At 61.7% G+C, this 22,977-nt stretch carries 22 protein-coding genes; 9 read left to right on the top strand and 13 right to left on the bottom strand.

Annotated features, from left to right (window positions below):
* Nucleotides 1–89 precede the first annotated feature (89 nt).
* Together AC07TV_RS17015 and AC07TV_RS17010 are read left to right on the top strand one after the other, a co-directional pair.
* Entirely contained in the window at nucleotides 90–1,442 is a 1,353-nt protein-coding gene (locus tag AC07TV_RS17015) for an NAD(P)/FAD-dependent oxidoreductase (protein ID WP_494649550.1), read from the top strand.
* A gap of 13 nt (nucleotides 1,443–1,455) precedes the next feature.
* Entirely contained in the window at nucleotides 1,456–1,803 is a 348-nt protein-coding gene (locus AC07TV_RS17010) for a DUF5368 domain-containing protein (RefSeq protein ID WP_494649549.1), read from the top strand.
* 133 nt (nucleotides 1,804–1,936) lie between these two features.
* Here AC07TV_RS17010 and AC07TV_RS17005 read toward each other — a convergent pair whose 3' ends face one another.
* The 8 genes from AC07TV_RS17005 to aceK form a co-directional block, all read right to left on the bottom strand.
* Nucleotides 1,937–2,296 (bottom strand): NifB/NifX family molybdenum-iron cluster-binding protein, encoded by a 360-nt coding sequence (locus AC07TV_RS17005; protein WP_494649548.1) that lies wholly within the window; start codon nucleotides 2,294–2,296, stop codon nucleotides 1,937–1,939.
* A 90-nt stretch (nucleotides 2,297–2,386) separates the two neighbouring features.
* Nucleotides 2,387–3,172 (bottom strand): tRNA nucleotidyltransferase, encoded by a 786-nt coding sequence (locus AC07TV_RS17000; RefSeq protein WP_494649547.1) that lies wholly within the window; start codon nucleotides 3,170–3,172, stop codon nucleotides 2,387–2,389.
* A gap of 109 nt (nucleotides 3,173–3,281) precedes the next feature.
* Nucleotides 3,282–4,379: a YeeE/YedE family protein gene (locus AC07TV_RS16995; RefSeq protein WP_494649546.1), complete on the bottom strand. Its 1,098-nt coding sequence runs from the start codon at nucleotides 4,377–4,379 to the stop codon at nucleotides 3,282–3,284.
* A 45-nt stretch (nucleotides 4,380–4,424) separates the two neighbouring features.
* Complete coding sequence (locus tag AC07TV_RS16990; RefSeq protein WP_494649545.1) at nucleotides 4,425–5,645, bottom strand: methyl-accepting chemotaxis protein; 1,221 nt, start codon at nucleotides 5,643–5,645, stop codon at nucleotides 4,425–4,427.
* Between the two features lie 106 nt (nucleotides 5,646–5,751).
* The gene (locus tag AC07TV_RS16985) at nucleotides 5,752–7,122 is read right to left on the bottom strand and encodes an NAD(P)(+) transhydrogenase (Re/Si-specific) subunit beta (protein WP_494649544.1); all 1,371 of its coding nucleotides are present in this window, start codon (nucleotides 7,120–7,122) and stop codon (nucleotides 5,752–5,754) included.
* Between the two features lie 2 nt (nucleotides 7,123–7,124).
* Nucleotides 7,125–7,406, bottom strand: a complete 282-nt coding sequence (locus tag AC07TV_RS16980) for an NAD(P) transhydrogenase subunit alpha part 2 (protein ID WP_226400950.1) — start codon at nucleotides 7,404–7,406, stop codon at nucleotides 7,125–7,127.
* On the bottom strand, nucleotides 7,406–8,533 hold the full coding sequence (locus AC07TV_RS16975; protein WP_494649639.1) for an NAD(P) transhydrogenase subunit alpha: 1,128 nt from the start codon (nucleotides 8,531–8,533) through the stop codon (nucleotides 7,406–7,408). The genes AC07TV_RS16980 and AC07TV_RS16975 overlap by 1 nt, the downstream gene beginning before the upstream one ends.
* A 167-nt stretch (nucleotides 8,534–8,700) precedes the next feature.
* Nucleotides 8,701–10,476: a bifunctional isocitrate dehydrogenase kinase/phosphatase gene (aceK, locus tag AC07TV_RS16970; RefSeq protein WP_494649543.1), complete on the bottom strand. Its 1,776-nt coding sequence runs from the start codon at nucleotides 10,474–10,476 to the stop codon at nucleotides 8,701–8,703.
* Nucleotides 10,477–10,696: 220 nt separating this feature from the next.
* Between aceK and AC07TV_RS16965 the strand changes: the two genes are divergently transcribed.
* Complete coding sequence (locus tag AC07TV_RS16965; RefSeq protein WP_494649542.1) at nucleotides 10,697–12,934, top strand: NADP-dependent isocitrate dehydrogenase; 2,238 nt, start codon at nucleotides 10,697–10,699, stop codon at nucleotides 12,932–12,934.
* Between the two features lie 250 nt (nucleotides 12,935–13,184).
* Nucleotides 13,185–14,426: an NADP-dependent isocitrate dehydrogenase gene (icd, locus tag AC07TV_RS16960; protein WP_494649541.1), complete on the top strand. Its 1,242-nt coding sequence runs from the start codon at nucleotides 13,185–13,187 to the stop codon at nucleotides 14,424–14,426.
* 122 nt (nucleotides 14,427–14,548) lie between these two features.
* Here the strand turns inward: icd and AC07TV_RS16955 are convergent, their stop codons facing one another.
* Together AC07TV_RS16955 and AC07TV_RS16950 are read right to left on the bottom strand one after the other, a co-directional pair.
* Nucleotides 14,549–14,881, bottom strand: coding sequence for a hypothetical protein (locus tag AC07TV_RS16955; RefSeq protein WP_494649540.1), 333 nt, complete (start codon nucleotides 14,879–14,881; stop codon nucleotides 14,549–14,551).
* 24 nt (nucleotides 14,882–14,905) lie between these two features.
* A complete protein-coding gene (locus AC07TV_RS16950) occupies nucleotides 14,906–15,217 on the bottom strand; it encodes a hypothetical protein (RefSeq protein ID WP_494649539.1) in 312 nt (103 codons plus the stop codon).
* A 227-nt stretch (nucleotides 15,218–15,444) separates the two neighbouring features.
* On the opposite strand from AC07TV_RS16950, the gene AC07TV_RS16945 reads away from it, so the two are divergent.
* The 5 genes from AC07TV_RS16945 (at nucleotide 15,445) to AC07TV_RS16925 (ending at nucleotide 19,154) form a co-directional block, all read left to right on the top strand.
* The gene (locus tag AC07TV_RS16945) at nucleotides 15,445–16,017 is read left to right on the top strand and encodes a hypothetical protein (protein WP_494649538.1); all 573 of its coding nucleotides are present in this window, start codon (nucleotides 15,445–15,447) and stop codon (nucleotides 16,015–16,017) included.
* A 27-nt stretch (nucleotides 16,018–16,044) separates the two neighbouring features.
* Complete coding sequence (locus AC07TV_RS16940) at nucleotides 16,045–16,548, top strand: hypothetical protein (protein ID WP_494649537.1); 504 nt, start codon at nucleotides 16,045–16,047, stop codon at nucleotides 16,546–16,548.
* Between the two features lie 2 nt (nucleotides 16,549–16,550).
* On the top strand, nucleotides 16,551–17,045 hold the full coding sequence (locus AC07TV_RS16935) for an RNA methyltransferase (RefSeq protein ID WP_494649536.1): 495 nt from the start codon (nucleotides 16,551–16,553) through the stop codon (nucleotides 17,043–17,045).
* A 107-nt stretch (nucleotides 17,046–17,152) separates the two neighbouring features.
* Entirely contained in the window at nucleotides 17,153–17,938 is a 786-nt protein-coding gene (gene murI / locus AC07TV_RS16930) for a glutamate racemase (RefSeq protein WP_494649535.1), read from the top strand.
* Nucleotide 17,939: 1 nt separating this feature from the next.
* Entirely contained in the window at nucleotides 17,940–19,154 is a 1,215-nt protein-coding gene (locus AC07TV_RS16925) for a CaiB/BaiF CoA transferase family protein (RefSeq protein ID WP_494649534.1), read from the top strand.
* A gap of 112 nt (nucleotides 19,155–19,266) precedes the next feature.
* Here the strand turns inward: AC07TV_RS16925 and AC07TV_RS16920 are convergent, their stop codons facing one another.
* From AC07TV_RS16920 to AC07TV_RS16910, 3 genes are read right to left on the bottom strand one after another with little or no spacing between them, the layout of a single operon-like run.
* Nucleotides 19,267–20,136, bottom strand: coding sequence for a pirin family protein (locus AC07TV_RS16920; protein WP_494649533.1), 870 nt, complete (start codon nucleotides 20,134–20,136; stop codon nucleotides 19,267–19,269).
* Between the two features lie 21 nt (nucleotides 20,137–20,157).
* On the bottom strand, nucleotides 20,158–21,684 hold the full coding sequence (locus tag AC07TV_RS16915) for a SpoVR family protein (RefSeq protein WP_494649532.1): 1,527 nt from the start codon (nucleotides 21,682–21,684) through the stop codon (nucleotides 20,158–20,160).
* Nucleotides 21,681–22,946, bottom strand: coding sequence for a YeaH/YhbH family protein (locus AC07TV_RS16910; protein WP_494649531.1), 1,266 nt, complete (start codon nucleotides 22,944–22,946; stop codon nucleotides 21,681–21,683). The genes AC07TV_RS16915 and AC07TV_RS16910 overlap by 4 nt, the downstream gene beginning before the upstream one ends.
* Nucleotides 22,947–22,977 lie beyond the last annotated feature (31 nt).

Genomic DNA, 22,977 nt, shown 5'->3' with positions numbered 1-22,977 from the left:
AAATATAAGAATATAAGAATATGGTTGTGTTTTGCGGGGTTCCGGCAACAACGGATGCCCGAAATTCGTGGTGCCAAGGAGGAGACAAAATGACTGAGCAAAGGGAAAAGGAGTTCGCGGCTATATTGAAATTACCCGGAGTGGGGCGACGGAACTTTCTGCGCCTGGGGGCGGCAGGGACCGGTGCCCTGCTGTTGCCGGCAACGTCGGCGAGGGCCACCGACAAGCTGGCCAGCAAGGCGCGAATCGTCATCGCCGGGGCCGGGGCGGCCGGCCTGGCCGCCGCATCGCGGCTGGCCGAGCAGTTGGACGGGGCGAGCATCACCCTGGTCGATGGCCGCAAGGAGCATTTCTACCAGCCCGGCTACACGCTGATCGGCGCTGGCTTGAAGCCGGCTTCCTACGTTGTGTCGACGACCGCCGAGTACGTGCCGAACGGCGTCGACTGGATTGAGGAAAGGGTGGCCGAGTTCGATCCGGAAGGCAATAAGGTGGTGACCGATAGCGGCAAGGCAATCCCTTACGATTTCCTGCTCGTCGCTACCGGCCTGAAACTGGACTATGCGGCGATTCCCGGGATGGATGTCGCCCAGATTGGCAAGAACGGCCTGGGCAGCGTTTACCACAGCGCGGCGGCGGCCGAAGCTACCTGGCGGTCAATGTCCGACTTCGCCGACAAAGGGGGCATCGGCCTCTTCTTGCGGCCGGGTACCGAGATGAAATGCGCCGGCGCACCGCTCAAATACACCTTCATCACCGACGACTATCTGCGTCGGCGGGGCAACCGGGGCAAGGCGGAACTGGTGTACAACGCCAATAACAAGGCGCTGTTCAGCGTGCCCATCGTTTCGGAAAAAGTGCGCATGCTGTTCGACGATCGCAAGGTCAAGGTCAACTACGAGCGCATCCTCGAATCCATCGACCTTGGCAAGCGCATCGCTGTCTTCAAGACGCCGATCGGCCCGGTCGAGCATCCCTACGATTTCATCAATGTCATTCCGCCGATGCGGGCGCCCGATGCCGTGCGCAACAGCCCGTTGCCATGGCAGGAAGGTGGCTGGGCCAAGGACGGCTGGATCGAAGTCGATAAACACAGCCTGCGCCACAAGCGTTTCGACAACGTGTTCGCAGTCGGCGACGTGGCCGGCGTGCCCAAGGGCAAGACGGCAGCGAGCGTCAAATGGCAGGTGCCGGTCGCCGTCGATCATCTGCTGGCCAGCATCGCCGGCAAGGAGTCGAACTCGGTCTACAACGGCTACACCTCTTGCCCGCTGATAACCCGCCTAGGCCAGGCCATGCTCGTCGAATTCGACTACAAGGACAATTTGGTGCCGTCCTTCCCCGGTGTCATCGCGCCGCTCGAAGAACTGTGGATCACTTGGGTGATGAAAACCATGGCTTTGAAACCGACCTACCTCAGCATGTTGCGCGGCCGCGCCTGAAGGAGAAAAACTCATGAAAGAATTTGATCCTCTGATTTTTCTGGTGGTGTTCCAGGAGATGCTCGGCCCCTTGCTGTGGTTGCTGATCCTGCTTGCGGTGGGCGGCACTCTGGCTTTCCTGAGCCTGCTTATCAAGGAAAAAGGCATTGTCGCCCGGCGCTTGGTGCGGGCCGAACTGGCCGGGTTGGGCGGCGGCGTGCTCGCCCTGATTCTGATGGCCAAGGTGTCGTCGTCGGGTTTTACCGATGCCGGAGGCCCGGCCGACTGGTTCCTGATCGCGTTGGTTTTTGGCATGGGTCTGATCGGCAGCGCTATCGTCGTCTATTCCTTTCTTGGCTGGCGAACACTGGTCAAGCGCTAAGCTATAGCGGTGGTGTCGGTCGAGTGGAGGATTGGCCTGACCGGCGCCGCAGCAGATTTCAATTCTTGCCGTTTATTCCGGTTGACCGTGGGATAGATCTGCCAACCGGAACAGCTGCTGTCCAGCGACTATTTCACCCGTTACGACTGGTCAGCCAGGCGGCAATCGATGGCTCCGGGGCGCCGTAGGGGTAATCGTCCACCGGCTCGATGCCTGCTTCGCGCAGCCGGGTGCCGGGGCCGCCGCCGATGCGGGCAACAAACAGCGCCCGGCAGTCGGCAAGGGCGCGCAGGATGACTTCGCGTTTGTCCTCGTCGCCATGGCCTCCTTGGCAGTAATGCTCGACCTCGCGCTTTTCGAGAAAGGTCACCACGCCGTCACATACGGCGTAGATGGCAAAGTCGTCGGCGTGGCCGAAGTGCATGTCGATCTGCTGGCCGGTCTTGGTGGCCACGGCAATCAGGCAGTCCGGGGCGAGAGGGGCGGTGGTCATCGTTGGTCCTTTTAACGTTCGTGGTCGGTGCCGGAACGCAAGGCAAGGGCGACGGCAATGGTGCGCCGTTCGTGCAGCGCGGTGGCCTCGTCATCGTCCTCGTCGGGGTCCGGCAGTGCCAGGCAAGCGACCAGGGCTTGCTTGAGCAGGGTGGCTTTGGGATAGGCCGGCGTGGTGTTGCCCGGGTAGGCGAAATAGTCGCAGGCGCAGACGGTCCAGATCCTCGAAGCGCCCGGGGTCGGTAAAGGCACCGACGCGTTCGAGCAGCGCGGCCATCGAGCCGGCGCGCATGCGTGTCGCGCGATGGACGCGCTCCAGTTCCATGGCGACGAGGATGGCGAAGTCCTCGAGCTCGGCGGCGATGCCGAAGCGGGCGCAGACGTTGCGGATGCGTGGCAGGCAGCGGTCGATGTGGCGATAGTGCGAGGGTAGATGCTGCGGCGGCGAGTCGGCCTTGCCGAGATTGCAGAGCAGGACCGCCAGCCGGACGCGCAGCGGCGCGTTGCCAGCGGCTGCAACGTCGAGTACCCGACCCTGGTGTCGCCCGATATCGACCGGCTCGCCATCGAAGCCGGTCTGGAAGTGGCCGAACAGCGCGGTGAATTCCGGCAGCAGGCGCTCCAGCGCGCCGCAGGCGGTCAGAGCCGCCAGCATGCGCGAGGGCTGGTCGCCCATCAAACCTTCGGCCAGCAATGGCCAGACGAGTCGCGCGTCGAGGTCGGCCAGGGCACCACCGGCAACCTGCGTAGCCATGTCGTCGAGCGTTTCTTCGCCGAGTTCGCCGCCGGCCATGGTTGCCCCGGCTGCCACGGCGAACAGCGACAGTCGCGGGTCGAGCGACAGCGAATCGAGCAGGGCTTGTGAGTTTTCTGACATCGTCGGCACAAATTGGGAGGGTATCTGCGCTCAGAGCGAGAAACGTTCCAGACGGCCGTTGCCGGGATTCGGGTCGGCCAGCACAGGGCGGCTGGCCGTTGAAGAAGGATTACGGTGAGGTTGCCGGCGAGCTGCCGGCACACTCCGGTGTCGACTGTTTGGTCGGTCGGTCGATGAGTCGGTCGGCCACGCCGGCGCCGATCCACATGCCGATCAGCGAAATCCACGCCGTCAGCGCGAAAATCGCTGCGCCCGAGACGCCGGCACCGACAGCGCAACCGCCGGCCAGCATGCCGCCGAAACCCATGAAGACGGCGCCAGCCATGTAGCGCCGCATGCTGTGGCCGTCCTTGAAACCTTCCAGCTTCAGTTCGCGGCCCCACAGGGCGGCGAGGAAGGAGCCGAGGACCACGCCGGGGACCAGTCCGATGTTGAAATCCCACGGCTGGCCTGGCGGGGAGAGGACCAGCATGAGCACGTCGGCCGACGGGCCGGTGAAGCTCAGGCTCTGCACGGGGATAATTTCGAAGGATTGGGTACCGACCTGATAGGTGACCAGCCAAGCCAGCGCGACCATCAGGCCGACGCCGCTGCCGCCCAGCCATTCGCGCCGGGCGAGGTGGGCGCGGCGGGCGAAGTGGATGGCCGCGGCCAGCCAGACGAGGCCGAAAATCAGGCCGCCGATATTGCCCAGACGGAGGAAGGCAAGCAGGTCGCGGGCAGTGCCGCCGTCGATGGTCAGCCAGCCGGAAACCCAGGTGCGTAGCGGCGAGAGCAGCCCGTTCAGCGAGGCCTGGGCGGCGACGGCAAAAATCAGCCCGGCGAGCAGGGCGCGCAGGTTGCCGTTGGCGGCCAGTACCAGCATGCGTGACGAGCAGCCGCGGGCCAGGATCATGCCGACGCCAAAGAGCAAGCCGCCAACCAATGCGCCAGACAGGCTGCCCTTGGCGGCCAGTTGGCGGGCCTGCGAGACATCGAGCCAGCCTTGGGTGATGAAGAGCTGGGTGGCGATGACCGCAGCCGAAAAGGCGAAGAGCCAGACGGCGAGCTTGCTGCAGCCGCTGCGGTTCCAGAATTCGACGACGGCGGAGCGCAGACAGAAACGCGAGCGCTGGGCAAAAATGCCGAAAAAGATGCCGATGGTCAGGCCGGCCAGGGTGACTGCGGTCTTCTCGCCCAGGGTTTCGATCAGGCTGGACAATTCCATTTTTGGCCTAAATTTCCGGTTGACCGTGACAATGCAAAACCAGCGTCAGAACAGCTCGATGTCGCCGTCGCTGCTGCTCATCGCACTGGCGCCGGCATGGCTGGCCTTCATCGCATCGCCCTGAACGTGCGAGTTCACCAACAGCGCGACCAGTTTCTGGCTGCGCGAGCGGAAGCGTTGCAGGCCGTCAGCTTCGTTGTCGTACTGCAGGGCCAGGAAGGCGTGCATGTAGTCGCCGACGTTGGTCGTCCGCTGGCTGATGCGCGACATCATCTGCGTCACGATGTCTTCGAACTGCATGGCCATGACGCCTTCCTCGGTCATCTCGTGCATCTGTTCGGTGATGGCCGTGATGTGGTCGGAATGCTCGCGCGCCTTGCTGGTCAGCGCCAGCAACTCGCTGCCCAGATCCTGCAGGGTTGTACGGGATTTTTCGGCCAGGCTCATGTCGATGCTGGTCGCATCGGCCACCCGGGCCCCGACCTCCTGCAATGACTTCATGATGTCGCTGAGCGACGTGCGGATATCGACATTGAATTCGCCGGTGCGGGCAGCCAGATTGCGCACTTCGTCCGCCACTACGGCAAAGCCGCGGCCGGCTTCGCCAGCCCGTGCCGCTTCAATGGCAGCATTGAGTGCCAGCAGGTCGGTCTGCTTGGTAATGCCGGCGATGTCGTTCAGTGAGCGGTTAATCAGTGCAACCTTGCCCTGCATTTCTTCAAAGCTGGCGGCAATGCCCTGACTGGTCGACTGGATCTGGGTCATCTTGCTGACAAATTCGGCAATCAGGACATTGGTTTCGTCGAAGAAGCGTTGCAGGCTGACCTGTTCCTGTGCCGACGCGTTCTGGCCCGTCATGTTAAGCATCTGGTCGATCAGCGAGCGCAGGATCTGGCGCTGGTCAGATGACTGGGATTCAAGACCGGTCAGGCTGCCGGAAAGCTTGCTGACTGAAGTGCGAATGATCTCCTGGGCCTCGCGCATGTCGTTTTCGAGCGAGGAGAACTGCAGTTCGGCGTGCGCCATTGCCTCGTCGGAAAGCACCTGGTATTCCGACATGACGTCCTGCAGTTCAGCGACGTGGGACCGCTGCTTGTCCTTCCAGCGCCGCCGTTCGCCGTAGGAAAACAAAATGGTGCCGGCGAGCAGGACGGCAACTACTATCAGGAAGTGCGGAGAAACAGGGCCGACAGCCAGCGACCACAGCCATAGTCCAAGGCAGGCTGCTGCAGCCAGCCAGATCAGAAGGTCATCAATGCGCTTCATTCACCGGTTCCGGGGGAATATATAGCCTGATATTGTACGGCCGCGCTGGCGCGGCCGTTACAAAATTCTGAGCCGTGAGCACCTATTTAGTGCAGATTTTGCGGCTCTACCCCATCGCCTTCAAATGCTGGATGATCTCGCCCGCCATCGGCTGGGCGTCGCCATAGAGCATCCGGCAATTGTCGGTATAGAACAGGGCATTCTCGACGCCGGAATAACCGGTACCTTTGCCGCGCTTGATCACGATGACGTTCTGCGCCATGTCGGCATTGAGGATAGGCATGCCGTAGATCGGGCTGGTCTTGTCGGTGCGCGCGCTCGGGTTGACCACGTCGTTCGCGCCGATGATCAGCGCCACGTCAGCTTGGCCGAATTCGCCGTTGATCTCTTCCAAATCGAAGATCTTGTCGTAAGGCACACCCGCTTCGGCCAGCAGCACATTCATGTGCCCCGGCATCCGGCCGGCCACCGGGTGAATGGCGAACTTCACCTCGACCCCGGCTTCTTCGAGAATCGAGGTCATTTCCCACACCTTGTGCTGGGCATGCGCCACGGCCATGCCGTAACCCGGCACAATGATGACCTTGGAGGCGTAGCGCATCATGGCTGCCGCATCGAGTGCTGAGAGTTCCTTCATCGAACCGCTGATCGCTTCACCCGGGCCGCTCGCTACCATCGGCGTAAACAGGATGTTGGAGATCGGCCGGTTCATCGCCTTGGCCATGAGCTGGGTGAGCAGCGTACCGGCCGCCCCGACGACGATACCGGCGATGATCAGCGCCGGGTTGCCCAAGACATAGCCTTCGAAACCGACGGCCAGACCCGTGAAGGCATTAAACAGCGAAATCACGACCGGCATGTCGGCGCCGCCGATGGGCAGTGTGACGATCAGGCCAAGGACGAGGGCCACGGCGAAGAAGCCGAAGATCAGTTCCGGTTGGGCCGGGGCCATGACGACCATGGCGCCACCGAGGCCGATGGCGATCAGGGCGAGAACGATATTGACCGCATTCTGGGCCGGCAGGCGATGCGCCTTCTTGAGCACACCCTGCAGCTTGGCCCAGGCAACGCAGGAACCGGTGAAGGACACCGCCCCGATCAGTGCGCCGATGACGGCGAGCACCGTCGTCGCCAGGCTGTGGGCATCACCCTTGGCGAACTCGATGGCGGCGATCGCAGCGGCCGCACCGCCGCCCATGCCGTTGTAGATGGCGACCATCTGCGGCATGTCGGTCATCTTGACCTTCTTGCCGGAAATCCAGGCAGCCGAACCACCGAGGGCGAGAGCCAAGGCCATGAGAGCGATGTTCTGCAGGCCGGGAATGAGGAAGGTGGCGGCGATGGCGACCAGCATGCCGTAGCCGGCGATGATGATGCCCTTGCGAGCCGAAGCCGGCGAGCTCATGCCCTTGAGGCCGAAGATGAACAATGCGGCGCCGAGGAACCAGGCGCCTTGAACGTAAACGGGGATGGTCATGTTCAACCTTCTTTCTTCTTGAACATGGCGAGCATGCGTTCGGTCACGACATAACCACCGGCGGCATTGGCCGCGCCGAGGGCGACGGCGAAGAAGCCGATGGCTTGCTGAACGGGGGTGTCCGCCGTGCCGAGCATGAGCATGGCACCGACCACGACGACGCCGTGAATGAAGTTGGAACCGGACATCAGCGGCGTGTGCAGGATGACCGGCACCTTGGCGATGATCTCGTAGCCGGTGAAGGCGGCGAGCATGAAGATGTACAACGCGAGCAGGCCGTCCATCATGCTTCTCCCATGACTTGTTTGACCACGCTGTGAACGGTGATGCCATCCTTGCAGAGCAGCGTACCGGCAACGACATCATCGCTCCAGTCGAAATTGAGTTCGCCATCCTTGATCCATGGCGAGAGGAAGTTGTAGAGGTTCTTGGCGTAGAGCTCGGAGGCGTGGGTCGGCATGCGGGAGGGCAGATTCAATGGGCCATGGATGTTCACGTCGTTGGCGACGACGTGTTCGCCGGGCTGGGTCAAAGCGCAGTTGCCACCGGATTCGGCGGCCATGTCGACGATGATGGCGCCGTACTTCATGCGGCCGATCATGTCGGTGGTGATGATGATCGGTGCTTTTTTGCCGGGAATGGCGGCGGTGGTGATGACGACGTCGGACAAGGCGACGGCCTTGGCGAGTTTCTCGGTCTGGGCGGCCTTCTCTTCGGCCGTCAGTTCGCGGGCGTAACCGCCGACGCCATCAGCTGCAACGCCGGTGTCGACGAACTTGGCGCCGAGCGATTCGATCTGCTCGCGGGCGGCGGAACGGACGTCGTAGGCTTCGACCATGGCACCAAGGCGTTTGCAGGTGGCGATGGCCTGCAGGCCGGCGACGCCGGCACCGATGACCAGCACACGGGCCGGGCGGATGGTGCCGGCGGCGGTGGTCAGCATCGGGAAGAACTTGGTGCAGCGGGCGGCGGCGATCAGGCCGCATTGGTAGCCGGCGCAGGCGCCCTGACTGGACAGGGCGTCCATGCTTTGGGCACGCGAGATGCGCGGCAGCAGTTCGAGTGCGAAGGCGGTGATCTTCCTGGCGTTCAGGGCGGCGAGACGGGCTTTGTCTTCGAAGGACTTGAGCAGACCAATCAGCACGGCGCCTTCTGGGATGCGCTCGATTTCAGCCAGGCTTGGCGGGGTCACGCGCAGGATCAGGTGGGCATTGGCATAGGCTTCGACCAAGCCATGCACGAATTCGACGCCGGTGTAGTCCGGGTCGAGAAAGTGGCTCTGGATGCCGGCGCTTTGTTCCATGCAAAGCTTGGCGCCGAGGGCGGCGAATTTCTTGGCTGTCTCGGGCGAGAGCGCCGTACGGTATTCACCGTCGGCGCTTTCGCGAGCAACCGCCAGGGTAAGCGGCATCATCACTCTCCTTGAATTGTGGGCGATGTAGGTTTTTAAAAGCACCGAACCTGACCTTGAATGACGGTGAGGTCATGATTCGGTTAATGTATTCGACCTGAAGATAAGTGAATTGTTATTTCGGCAGAAGTCAGAGTTTCTGACTATCGGGATCAGTGATCACTTACCTATTCGTTGAGCTGTTGGCTGGTATTCACAAAACGCAGTTCCTGCGGGTAGGGGAAGAAGTCCTCGACATGGCCGTCGCGGATTTTCTGCTGGGCATCCTGCCAGAATTTCGGGTCAAGCAGGTCTTTGTGGTACTTGAGGAATATTTTCCGCACCTGCGGCGAGGCGAGCAGGAAGGTGGCGAATTCCTCCGGGAAAATATCGTTTCTGGCCACCGGGTACCAAACCTCGCCCGACATCTCGGTTTCGAAATCGGGGGCAGGCGGAATTTTGCGGAAGTTGCAGTCGGTCATGTACTCGATTTCGTCGTAGTCGTAGAAAACGACACGGCCGAAGCGGGTAACGCCGAAATTCTTCCATAACATGTCGCCCGGGAAGATGTTGGCCTGAGCCATTTCGCGGATGGCGCTGCCGTATTCCCGGATGGCGTGTTCGAGGCCTTCGATGTTGTTGGCGCGTTCCATGCGGTCGAGATGGATGTTGAGGGGCTCCATCCGGCGTTCGATGTAGAGGTGCTTGATGATCAGTTGATCGCCGTCGATTTCGTAGCAGGACGGCGCCAGCTTTTCCAGTTCGGCCATGACCTCGTCGTCGAAGCGCTTGCGCGGGAACAGGACGTTGGAGAACTCGAGGGTGTCGGCCATCCGACCAACGCGGTCAACCTGCTTGACCATCATGAATTTGCGCTTGACCGTGGCGCGGTCCATGTTCTTCGAGGCGCCGAAAACATCCTTGATGATCTTGAAGACGTAAGGGTACGAGGGCAGCGTGAAGACCAGCATGACCAGTCCGCGGATGCCGGGGGCCATGATGAATTGGTCTTCGGAGTGGTGCAGGTGATAGATGAAATCGCGGAAGAACATGGTTTTGCCCTGCTTGCCGAGGCCGAGCATGATGTACAGCTCGGAGCGCGGCTTGTTGGGCAGGATGGAGCGCAGGAACTGGACGTAGCCGGAGGGCACTTCCATATCGACCATAAAGTAGGCGCGCGACAGCGAAAAGAGCAGGCCGATCCGCCACCCGTCGAGCAATATGGTGTCCAGGTAGAGCTTGTCTTCCTCGTCGTGCAACACCGGGATGGCGAACGGATACTCGTTCGCGCCGTTGATCGCCTTGCCGATGATGTAGGCTGCCTTGTTGCGGTAGAAAGGCGAGCCGAGCACCTGAATCTGGAAATTGACCTCGCGCCGCGGCATGCCGTTGAGATGGCGGCTGACGGCGTCGTAAACACGGTCGACATCTCGCGCGAGGTCGGCGAAGGGGCGCAGCCAGCCGAAGTCGGCGATGATGCTGTGGATTGCCCCGCGCAGGCCGTTTTCCTTGGCGTAGTAGCTGCGGTAGGTCTGGCTGTCGTCGCCCTCGATGTTTTCCGTCGAGATGCTCGGGCGGACGAAAATGAAATCGTTGTGGAAATAATTGCGGTGCAGGATCTTGGTCGTCACCGAATTGAAGAAGGTTTCGGCCAGTTCCGGCTGCTTGTGGTTGAGGAGCAGGCCGATGTAGAGCAGCTTGACCTGCTGCCAGGTGCTGTCGTCGATGTGCTGGGCATCGTAGTCGTCGCGCAGACGTTCGACGCATTCGTCCACGCGGTCATCGTAGAAGCGGATACGCTCGCGCACTGCCCTGTGCACGCCCTGCCAGTCACTTTGTTCGAAACGCGACTTGGCTTCGCGGCTGCTCAGGCGAAACAGCGTGTAGTGCTTGTTGAATCCCTGGATCATGGCCAGCGCAATCTGGTGCGCGCTGGTGCCGTAGAGGCCGACTGAGATTTTCATGTGATCGCTCCGTATGTCGCAGATTTTAGTGGGCCGGAGGCGAAATGACGAGATCGCCGCCATTCGGGGCGTCCGCAGCGGACCACACTGTGAAACCGCATTTCACCGTTGACCGGAAGCGCTGCGTTGCGGATACTCCCGAGACTCTGTAAGCACCGCGCAAGGGTATCGGCGTATCGTCGTCGACTCGCATATTAAAAACCATCACCAAGGGGTTCGTATGTCCGCAGGCAAGTCCAAGATCATCTACACGCTCACCGACGAGGCGCCGCTGCTGGCGACTTGTGCGTTTTTGCCGATCGTCCGCACTTTTACGGGGCCGGCCGGCATTGAAATCGAGAAGGCCGACATTTCCGTTTCGGCCCGAGTTCTCTCAGAATTCTCCGAATTCCTTGCGGACGACCAGAAAGTGCCGAACACCCTGGGCGAGCTGGGCAAAAAGTGCCTGCTGCCGGAAACCAACATCATCAAGCTACCGAACATTTCCGCTTCCGTTGCCCAGCTCAAGGCTTGTGTCAAGGAACTGCAGGAAAAGGGCTACGCCATCCCTGATTACCCGGAAACCGCCGACACCGAAGAAGCCAAGGCCCTCAAGGCCCGCTTCGGCAAGTGTCTCGGTTCGGCCGTCAACCCGGTGCTGCGCGAAGGCAATTCCGACCGCCGCGCGCCGGGCGCCGTCAAGAACTACGCCAGGAAGCGCCCGCACTCGATGGGCGAATGGAAGCAGTGGTCGCAGACCCATGTCTCACACATGGAGCACGGTGACTTCTACCACGGTGAAAAGTCGCTGACCCTCGACAAGGCACGCGAAGTGCGCATGGAACTGATCGCCAAGGGCGGCAAGACCACCGTGCTCAAGCCGAAGCTGTCCCTGCTTGAAGGCGAGATCATCGACTCGATGTTCATGAGCAAGAAGGCGCTGTGCGACTTCTACGAAGCCCAGCTCGAAGACTGCCGCGAAGCCGGCATCCTGTTCTCGCTGCACGTCAAGGCGACGATGATGAAGGTTTCGCACCCCATCGTTTTCGGCCACTGCGTCAAGATCTATTACAAGGATGCCTTCGAGAAGCACGGCAAGACCTTCGACGAATTGGGCATCAACGTCAATAATGGCATGGTCGATCTGTACGAAAAGATCAAGACCCTGCCGGAATCCAAGCGCGACGAGATCATCCGTGACCTGCACGCCTGTCAGGAACACCGTCCGCGTCTGGCCATGGTCGACTCGGCCAAGGGCATCACCAACTTCCATTCGCCGAACGACATCATCGTTGACGCTTCCATGCCGGCCATGATCCGTCAGGGCGGCAAGATGTGGGGTGCTGACGGCAAGCAGTACGACAGCAAGTGCGTCATGCCGGAATCGACCTTTGCCCGCATTTATCAGGAGATGATCAATTTCGTCAAATGGCATGGCAACTTCGATCCGCGGACCATGGGTACCGTCCCGAACGTTGGCCTGATGGCCCAGCAGGCCGAGGAATACGGCTCGCACGACAAGACCTTTGAAGTCGCCGAAGATGGCATTGCCAACATCGTCGATAACGCTACCGGCGAAGTGCTGCTGACCCAGAACGTTGAAGCCGGTGATATCTGGCGCATGTGCCAGGTCAAGGACGCGCCGATCCGCGACTGGGTCAAGCTCGCCGTTACCCGTGCCCGCCAGTCCGGCATGCCGGCTGTTTTCTGGCTGGACAGCTATCGTCCGCACGAAAACGAGCTGATCAAGAAGGTCAACAAGTACCTCAAGGATCACGATACCAGCGGCCTGGAAATCTACGTCATGTCGCAAGTGCGCGCCATGCGCTTCACGCTGGAACGCGTCGCTCGCGGCCTCGACACCATCTCGGTGACCGGCAACATCCTGCGCGACTATCTGACCGACCTGTTCCCGATCATGGAGCTGGGCACCTCGGCCAAGATGCTGTCGATCGTCCCGCTCATGAACGGTGGCGGCATGTACGAAACCGGTGCCGGCGGTTCGGCCCCGAAGCACGTCCAGCAGCTGACCCAGGAAAACCACCTGCGTTGGGATTCGCTCGGCGAGTTCCTGGCTCTGGCCGTGTCACTCGAAGAGCAGGGCATCAAGGATGGCAACAAGCGCGCCATCCTGCTCGCCAAGACGCTCGACGCTGCGACCGGCAAGCTGCTCGACAACAACAAGTCGCCGTCGCCGAAGACCGGTGAGCTGGACAACCGCGGCTCCCAGTTCTACCTCGCCATGTACTGGGCGCAGGAACTGGCTGCGCAGACCGAAGACAAGGAACTGGCCAGCAAGTTCACCACGCTGGCCAAGACCCTGACTGACAACGAAGGTCAGATCGTTGCCGAAATGAAGTCGGTGCAGGGCCGGCCGGTCGATATCGGCGGCTACTACAAGGCCGACGCCGAGAAGACCAAGGCGATCATGCGTCCGAGCCCGACGCTGAATGCCGCACTCAAGGCAGCGCGCGTCTAAGCGAGCGATCTTTCCCGGCGTGTGAGCGCCGCATCAGAAAAAGCGAAGGCCATCCGGTCTTCGCTTTTTTCATTTTCGGGCTTTTTTTCCGGTTGACCGTGCAAGTCTTTCCGCTCGGCCAAATGGCTGACACCGGCCGATGTTTTGCGACATAATCACCTCGCTGTCCGGTGCCGGAGACAAGCGTCGGGCTTTGCTGTTCAACGGAATGCGCGGCTGCGGCCCGTCCGATAAAACTGAAGGAGAGACCATGACTTCTCACATCAAGGTGCCGCAAGGCGGTCAAAAAATCGTTCCGGGGCAGGCCATCCCGAACAATCCGATCATTCCTTTCATTGAGGGCGATGGCATCGGTATCGACATCACGCCGGTCATGATCAAGGTAATCGACGCCGCCGTTGAGAAAGCCTATGGCGGGACGAAGAAGATTTACTGGATGGAGGTTTTCGCCGGCGAAAAATCGACCCGCCTCTACGGCCCGGACGAGTGGTTTCCCCAGGAAACCTTCGCGGCGCTCAAGGAGTACTCGGTTTCCATCAAGGGACCAATGACGACGCCGGTTGGCGGCGGCATCCGTTCGCTCAACGTCGCCCTGCGCCAGGAACTCGATCTCTACCAGTGCGTCCGTCCGGTGCAGTACTTCAAGGGCGTGCCGTCGCCGCTCAAGCATCCGGAACTGACCAACATGGTCATCTTCCGCGAGAACACCGAAGACATTTACGCCGGCGTCGAATGGGCCGCCGATTCCGAGGCCTGCAAAAAGGTTATCGATTTCCTGCAGAAGGAAATGGGCGTCAAGAAAATACGTTTCCCGGCAACCTCCGGCATCGGCATCAAGCCGATTTCCGTCGAAGGCACCACCCGCCTGGTGCGCGCCGCCTTGAAGTACGTCATCGCCAACGACCGCAAGTCGCTGACCATCGTGCACAAGGGCAACATCATGAAATTCACCGAGGGTCTGTTCCGCGACATCGCCTACAAGGTGGCGCAGGAGGAATTCGGTGCCCAGCTGATCGACGGCGGCCCGTGGTGCCATTTCACCAACCCGAACACCGGCCGTGAAGTGACCGTCAAGGATTCCATCGCCGACGCCTTCCTGCAGCAGATTCTGCTCCGTCCGGCCGAATACGACGTGATCGCCACCACCAACCTGAACGGCGACTACATTTCCGACGCACTCGCCGCCCAGGTTGGCGGCATCGGCATTGCGCCGGGCGCCAATATCTCCGACCAGTACGCCTGCTTTGAAGCGACGCACGGCACGGCGCCGAAGTACGCCGGGCTGGACAAGGTGAATCCCGGTTCGCTCATTCTCTCGGCCGAAATGATGCTGCGCCACCTCGGCTGGAAGGAAGCGGCCAACCTCGTCATCAAGGCCATGGAAGCGGCCATCGGCGACAAGAAGGTGACCTACGACTTCGCCCGCCAGATGGATGGTGCCGAAGAGCTTTCCTGCTCGGCCTTCGGCGATGCGATGATCGCCCGCATGTGATTTATGCTTGATTGACGATCTCCCGCCTGAAATCAGGTGGGAGATCGTCACCTTGCGGCGACAAATACTCCTCAGGCTGGGGGGGGGCGTGGCCAACGCCTGTCGACAAGCCGTCTCCTGCTTTAGCGACCTCGGCCGCCGCCCATGCCGCCACCCGGGCCCATGCCACCCATACCGCCACCCGGACCCATGCCGCCGCCCTGTGCTGGTGGTTCATCCGGCAAGGCAACGCCGCGCTCTTTGGCCCGCAGTTTCATTTGCTCATGGTGTTCAAGGCGAACCTGTTCGCGCTCCTGAGTCGTCTTGGCAGCACGAAGCTTGGCCCGATGTTCGATGCGCTCCTGGTTGGTCATGATCTGGCTGCCGTAGATTGGCGCATCGGCAGCCAATGTGCCGGAAGAGATCAGTCCGAAAACCAACGCTGCAAGAGTTACCTTCATGCCATTCGTGTTCATGGTTTTCTCCTCAATGATCAAGGGTTAATTCGAGGCCGGCGATGTCGCCGTCGGGGTATGAATACGGTCGCGGGACTGGGTCCGGTCCTGTTCTTTGGTTTGACTCCGTTCCGGGTCTCTTGTTTGCACCCGATCCTGCTCCCGGGTTCGGTCCTGAGTCTGCTCGTGTGTTTGCGTGCGAGTCTGGTCAACCTGACCGCCCCGGTAGCCACTGCCTGCCGACTGGCCGCCATTTCCGCCCATGCCACCACCCGCTCCTCCTCTGGCGTCGGCCACGGAGGCGGTTAGCGAAATGGCTGCTGCTACCAGCCATGAATGAAGTCTAGGTGCTTTCATGATTTTCTCCAGAAATTGTGAATTGAGAAAAGCCTCACTTCCTTTATAGAACCAAAAATTAGCATTTGCTAATACTGCGACAATCAGCCGCAGCGGCCGTCGTTTGAACAAGGCCGGAGATTTGACGCATTCCTGCCACCCGTCGTCCCGAGGCAGGCGTATGCTGTTGCCAGCCAGTTGGCCAGCGATGCAATCGCCGCAATTCGGGCGAGCGAAAGGAAAGTCCCGTGAGCCCAGCAAAAATTGAAGAACTCTTCGATCTCCTCCGCGCCGCCTGCGCCCGCCAGTTTCGCTTCAATCCGCGGCGCATCACGGCCAGCATGCGCTACGTCGGCAAGGAAGGGCACGGCAAGGACATGGTTCATGTTTTTCGCGACGCCTCGACCCACTCGCAGATCGCACTCGACAGCACCTTCGCCACGCTGCGCGAAAAGCACGGCGACAAGCCGCACTGGACCGAGGCCGAGAAGGCTCATTACCAGAACACCGATGCCGAAATTGACGCCGAGATCGCTGCCAAAAAGGCCGAACTCGAATTCACCCGGAATTCGGCGCTCTATCAGGACCACAAGGCCGAGCTGCTGACGCATTACAAGGATTGGCCCGGCTATGTGCCCGGCGTGACCAATCCGCGCGAAGCCGCACGGCTGCTGATCGCTGCCCTGGCCGAGGCCAAGGATCCCCGGCTGACCGCCTTCGCCGAGCACATGGGCTCGAACGATCCGGAGCATTTGGCGCATCTGCTGCTGGCGCCGTGTCACCTTGAAATCGAAGCCAGCAAGGCTGCCGCCGCCTCCTAGCCCCGCGCCGGGAAGTACAATGCGGGGATGACTGAAAACGCAACGAACGACCTCGTCGAGACCGAAGAGTCCGACGTCATCAACGAGCCGCGCCTGTGGCGCAACAACGGCTGGACGGCACGTGTCATCAAGAATGAAGACGACGAGGGCTGGGCCGTCGAAATGATCAAGGATGGCGAAGCCGAGCCGGCGCTGGTCGGCCCGTGGACCATGGGGCGCGACAAGAAAAATCCCAAGCCGCTCGACGTTTCCGCCTTCCAGACCCTGATCAAGACCGCTTCCGAAGTCCTGCGCCGGCACGAGCATCAACTGCACGCCCAACTGCACCGGAAACTCACGGTCGACCGGGAAAACGGGCCAATTTTGATCTGCCTCGACATCGTTCCCGATGAAGACGACCCCTACGCCACGCTGTCGGCCGAAGATGCCGATGGCGAGCAACTGGCCAAAGTCCGCGTCGGCCCGAACTTCAAGCTCAGCCCGGCCAGCGCCAACGCCTGGATAGACGACGAATTCCGCCAGCCCGAGTAACGATGAGCATCGAAACGATCACCAGAAAGCAAGCCGTTCAGAGCTACACCGGCTATTCCTGCATCGGCCTCTACAACCCGAAAGGCCCGGAAAATGTCGGCTCCATCATGCGCGCCGCTGGTTGCTACGGCGTCAACACGGTTTTCTACACCGGCAAACGCTACGAGCGCGCCGTCGAATTCCGCACCGACACCAAGCAGGTCCACCTGCAACTGCCGCTGATCGGCGTCGACGACCTGCAGCAGGTCATCCCCTTCGGCTGCGTCCCGGTCGCCATCGAAGTCCACCCGGACGCCAAGCCGCTCACCGAATATCAGCACCCCGAACGCGCTTTTTACATCTTCGGCCCGGAAGACGGCAGCCTGAAAAAGAACGTCACCTCATGGTGCAAGGACATCGTCTACATCCCCACCCACGGCTGCATGAACCTGGCGGCGACGGTCAATGTCGTGCTTTATGACCGGATGTTGAAGGCTGGGTGGGCTACTGCCAAGTAACACCGCAGAACATTAGAGGTCTTGCCCTGTTGTTCAAGGCTGAGCGTTTTGGGTAGGCAACGGACAAAGACTAAAATCAGACATTTGCCGAATATCCGGAAACACCTTTGACCTCTCATCCCATCGCTGTTTTCGACTCTGGCCTCGGTGGCCTGACGGTGTTGCGCGCCTTGCGCGAGCGACTGCCCCAGGAAGATTTTTTCTATTTTGCCGATACCCGCTTTCTGCCCTATGGCGACCGGCCGGAGGTGTTTCTGCGCGAGCGTGGTGTGCTGATCGCCGAGGCCTTGGTCAAGCGTGGGGCGAAGGCGTTGGTGATTGCCTGCAATACGGCGACTGCCGCGGCCGCAGAGGCGATTCGGGCGGCGATAGCTGTGCCGGTGGTGGCGCTGGAGCCTGGCGTCAAGCCGGCGGTGGGGCTGACCAGGACGGGTGTCATCGGCGTGCTGGCGACGACGCGGACGTTGGCCAGCGAGCGTTTTCAGCGACTGGTTGGCAATCACGCCAACGGCCATCGGGTCATTGCCCAGCCGTGTCCGGGTCTGGCCGAGGCGATTGAGGCCGAGGGACCGGACAGCGCTGCCGTGGCGGCCTTGCTTGATATTTTTGTCGCGCCGCTGGCTGCGGCGGCGGCCGATGTCGTGGTGCTCGGCTGCACGCATTATCCGTGCGTGTCGGCGGCGATTGCCCGGCGAATGCCGGCGGGGACCGTGTTGCTCGATACCGGCGAGCCGGTGGCGCGTCAGCTTGAGCGGCTGTTGGCGGCGGGCAGTCTGCTCGGCGGCGGCGAGGGCCGGCTGACGGTGGCGACGAGCGGGGCGCCGGCTTCGGTGATTGCTACGGTCGACCGGATTTTTGGGCAAAAATTAAAAATCGAACACTGGGAGCCTTGAGATGACAGAGGCGCAAAAAGACTTGGCGCAAAAGCCGCTAGCCGGGCTCAAAGTGGTTGAACTCGGCACGCTGATCGCCGGGCCGTTCTGCACGCGGATCATGGGCGAGTTCGGTGCCGAGGTGGTCAAGGTCGAATCGCCCGATGGCGGCGACCCGCTGCGCAAATGGCGCAAGCTCTACGAAGGCACCTCGCTGTGGTGGGCTGTGCAGGGGCGCAACAAGAAGTCGGTGACGGCGAATCTGAAGCATCCCGAGGGCGTCGCTTTCGTTCGCCAGCTCATTGCCGAAGCCGACATCCTTGTCGAAAACTTCCGCCCCGGCGTGCTGGAAAAGCTCGGGCTGGGTTGGGAAACGCTGAAGGCGGACAACCCGGGGCTGGTCATGGTGCGCCTCTCCGGCTTCGGCCAGAGCGGGCCGTACAAGGATCAGCCGGGTTTCGGCGCCGTTGGCGAATCGATGGGCGGCCTGCGCTACATCACCGGCTTTCCCGACCGGCCACCGGTGCGCACCGGGATTTCCATCGGCGATTCGATTGCCGCGCTGTGGGGCGCGATTGGCGCGCTGATGGCGCTGCGCCACAAGGAAGTCAATGGCGGGGCCGGGCAGGTGGTCGATGTCGCGCTCTACGAGGCAGTCTTCGCCATGATGGAGTCGATGGTGCCGGAGTTCGACGTTTTCGGTTTCGTCCGCGAACGCACCGGCAACATCATGCCGGGCATCACGCCGTCGAGCACGCACACGACGAAGGACGGCAAGCACGTGACCATCGGCGCCAATGGCGACGCGATTTTCAAACGCTTCATGCTGGCCATCGGCCGGACCGATCTGGCCGATGATCCGACCCTGGCCGACAACGCCGGCCGCGATGCGCGGCGCGACGAGATTTACGGTTTGATCGACGCCTGGTGTGCCGAACACGATGAGGCCGAAGTGCTGGCCATGCTGGCCGCGGCGGAAGTGCCGTCATCGCGCGTCTATTCTGCGGTCGATATGTTCGCCGACCCGCAATTCATCGCCCGCCAGATGTTCGAATCGGCTCGCTTGCCGGATGGCAAGGAATTCAAGATTCCCGGCATCGTGCCCAAATTATCGGAAACGCCGGGCAGCACGGAATGGCTGGGCGCGGCGCTCGGCGAGCATACCGATGCGGTGCTGGCCGGGTTGGGTTACGCAACGGAGCGCATTGCCGCGCTGCGCGCCGGCGGGGCGATCTGAGCGGCCATGGCTGCGTGGGGCAGGTTTCCACGGTCAACCGGAAATTTTGGCCAAAATTGAAATGATTCCCGGGGCAGGGCTTTTCTTCCCTTAAGGCTGGGGCCCGCCTGATTCAGCGCTCCGGCAAGGGAATGAACTCGGTCTCGCCGGGAATGACGCCCATCCTTTGCTGGCGCCAGTCTTCCTTGGCCGTTTCGATCCGTTCGCGGCGCGAGGAAACGAAGTTCCACCACATGGCCCGGCGTCCATCGAGTGGCGCACCGCCGATGACGACGAAGCGGGCGGATTGCTCGGCGACGATGACTACCGGCTGGCCATCGCTCAGGACCGCGAGCAGGCCTGGCTCAAGAGCCTGGCCATCGACCGCCAGACGGCCCTCGATTCCGTAGACGGCGCGTTCTTCGGCGACGCAATCCAGATGGAGGACGCCGCCCGCTTGCGCCGCCACATCGAGGTAGAGCGTCGGGGCAAAGGTATGCACCGGCGAGACGAGAGCGAAGGCCTGGCCGATCAGGACACGGACGGCAACCAGGGGATCCCGCCAAACCGGAATGGCCTCGGCCGGTGTGTGGGAGAAGGCCGGCTCGGCCTCTTCGAAGGCCACGGGCAGGGCGGCCCACAACTGCAGGCCGTGGATGGCATGGACTTGCTGCCGCAGGTCATCCGGGGTGCGTTCCGAATGCACGATGCCGCGTCCCGCTGTCATCCAGTTGATGGCGCCGGGTTCGATGCGCTGCACGCTGCCCAGGCTGTCCCGATGGAGCATGGCCCCTTCGAACAGGTAAGTCACCGTGGCCAGACCGATGTGGGGATGCGGCCGGATATCGGTATTGCTGTCGGGCTCATGCCAGACCGGGCCAAAATGGTCGAAGAACAGAAACGGCCCGACCGACTGGCGACCGGCCGACGGCAGCAGGCGGCGCACCGTCATGCCTCCGCCGAGGTCGGTGAAATGAGGCTGAAGCAGGGTCTGGATGGGCATGGCGCGTCTTTCAGGAAGAGGCTAGGGGATTTGGCGGTTGCGCTTTTCGCTGCGGTATTCGGCGACCGGCCGCAGATTCCCGTCCGGCATCTGCGTTTCGAGACGCACCGTGAAGCCCCAGAGGGTGGCCAGATGTTCGATGACGCGCTCCGTTTCGGGGCCGAGCGGGCGGTGCTGATGGGAAAAGTGGCGCAGGGTCAGCGAGCGGTCGCCACGCAGGTCGACATTCCAGACCTGGATGTCGGGGTCGGCGCTGCCCAGGTTGTATTGCTCGGCGAGCGCGCGGCGCAGGGCGCGATAGCCCATGTCGTCGTGAATGGCATTGACGCGCAGCTTGGGGTTGGCCTCGTCGTCGAGGATGGCGAACAGGCGGAATTCCCGCATCAGGCGGGGCGACAGGTACTGGGCGACGAAGCTCTCGTCCTTGAAATTGCTCATCGCGAAATTGAAGGTTTCGCGCCAGTCCGAGCCGGCAAACTCGGGAAACCATTCGCGATCCTCGGCCGTCGGTTCCTCGCAGATGCGCCGGATGTCGCGCCACATGGCAAAACCCAGCGCGTAAGGGTTGATCCCCGAGTACCACTTGCTGGTGTACGGTGGCTGGTAGACGACATTGGTATGCGACTGCAGGAATTCCATCATGAAGCCGTCGGTCAGCTTGCCTTCGTCGTACAGCGTGTTGATCAGGGTGTAGTGCCAGAAGCAGGCCCAGCCCTCGTTCATGACCTGGGTCTGGCGCTGGGGATAGAAATACTGGCCGATCTTGCGAATGATGCGGATGATCTCGCGCTGCCAGGGTTCGAGCAGCGGCGCGTTCTTCTCGATGAAATAGAGCAGGTTTTCCTCGGGCTCCTCGGGGAAGCGCCGTTCCTCCTCTTCGGCGACGGCCGCGGCATGACGCGGCAGCGTTCGCCACAGATCATTGACCTGGGCCTGCAAATATTCCTCGCGCTCCTTCTGGCGCAGCGTTTCCTTGTCCAGCGACAATCGCGGTGAACGTTTGTAGCGGTCAACGCCCAGATTGCTCAGGGCGTGGCAGGCATCGACCAGTTGCTCGACCGCCGCGAAGCCGTGGCGTTCCTCGCACTGGGCGATGTAGTTCCGGGCGAAGACGAGGTAGTCGATGATGGCGTCGGCGCTGGTCCATTGCTTGAACAGGTGGTTGCCCTTGAAGAAGGAATTGTGGCCGTAGGCGGCATGGGCGATGACCAGGGCCTGCATTGTCAGCGTGTTTTCCTCCATGAGGTAAGCGATGCAAGGGTCGGAGTTGATGACGATCTCGTAGGCCAGGCCCATCTGGCCGCGCTTGTAGCGGTTCTCGGTTTCCAGGAAGTGCTTGCCGAACGACCAGTGGTGGTAATAGACCGGCATGCCGATGGCGGCGTAGGCGTCCATCATCTGCTCGGCGGTGATGATTTCGAGCTGGTGGCGGTAGCAGTCTAGACCGTAGGCCTTGGCGACGCGGCCGATCTCGGCGTCGTAGCGGTCGATGGCTTCGATCGTCCATTCCGAGCCCTCGGCAATCGGGCGAGTGCGCTTTTTGCTCATGCCAGTCGCTTTCGGAAGAGTTCGCGGAACACCGGGTAGATGTCGGCCACCGCAGCGATGCGCTGCATGGCAAATAACCCGGGATGGCTGTCGAGCAGGCGTTCGTACTCGAGCCAGAGGTTCTGCGGTTCGGCGTCGGCGATCTCGATGTAGGCGAAATACTGGACGAGCGGCAGGATGGATTCGCTGAGCAGCTCCCGGCAGGGCGGCGAATCGTTGTTCCAGTTGTCTCCGTCCGAAGCCTGGGCGCCGTAGATGTTCCAGGCGCTCGATGCATAGCGGGCGACGACGATCTCGTGCATCAGCTTGAGGGCGCTGGAAACGATGGTGCCGCCGGTCTCCCGGGAGTGGAAGAAATTCTCTTCGTCGACCTCCTCAGCCACCGTGTGGTGGCGGATGAAGACCACCTCGATATGTTCATAATTGCGGTTGAGGAAGAGGTAGAGCAGCATGAAAAAGCGCTTGGCGATCTGCTTCTTCGACTCGTCCATCGACCCGGAAACGTCCATCAGGCAGAACATCACGGCCTGCGTTGAGGGCTGGGCGATGCGAATGCGGTTGCTGTAACGCAGGTCGAAAGGGTCAATGAACGGAATGGCCTCGCGCCGTGCCAGCAGGCTGGCGATTTCGCGCTCGATGCGGACGATGTCCGGGTCGCCCGGGCAGTCGCGGCGCAGGCGTTCCAGTTCTTCACGAAGTTCGCGCAGCCGGGCGGCAAAGGGGGCGCCGACGGCGATGCGCCGCCCGGCCGCGCCGCGCATGGTGCGCACCAGATTGATGTTGGTCGGCACGCCGCTCTGCGTGTAGCCGGCGCGCACCCGCTTGTATTCGTCGATGCGGGCCAGCTGGCGCTTGACCAGGTTGGGCAGGGCCAGTTCGTCGAAGAAGATGTCGAGGAACTCGTCGCGGGTCAGCGTGAAGACGAAGTCGTCGATCCCCTCGCCATCCTCGCTCGCCCCGCCCGGCCCCTGGCCGGAACCGTCGAGGGGGCGGTCGACGCTATCGCCGGTATTGAAGCGGTCGTTGCCGGGATGCACGATCTCCCGCTTGCCACCCTTGCCATGGCGGAAATGCGGCTCGGTGATGTCCTTGCCGGGAATGCCGATCTTCTCGCCGTTGTCGAGATCGCGGATGCCGCGATGGGCAATGGCATCGGCCACCGCTTTGCGGATCTGCCCCTTGAAGCGCTGGATGAAACGGCTGCGATTGATCGAACTCTTGTTCTTGCTGTCCTGCCGCCGATCGACGATGCGTACCGTCATGGGTGACCTCCCGTTGCGCGGCGAAACCGCC

This window comes from Azonexus sp. GW821-FHT04F04, from assembly GCF_059420025.1.
This window is presented reverse-complemented; position numbering and strand designations above follow the sequence as displayed.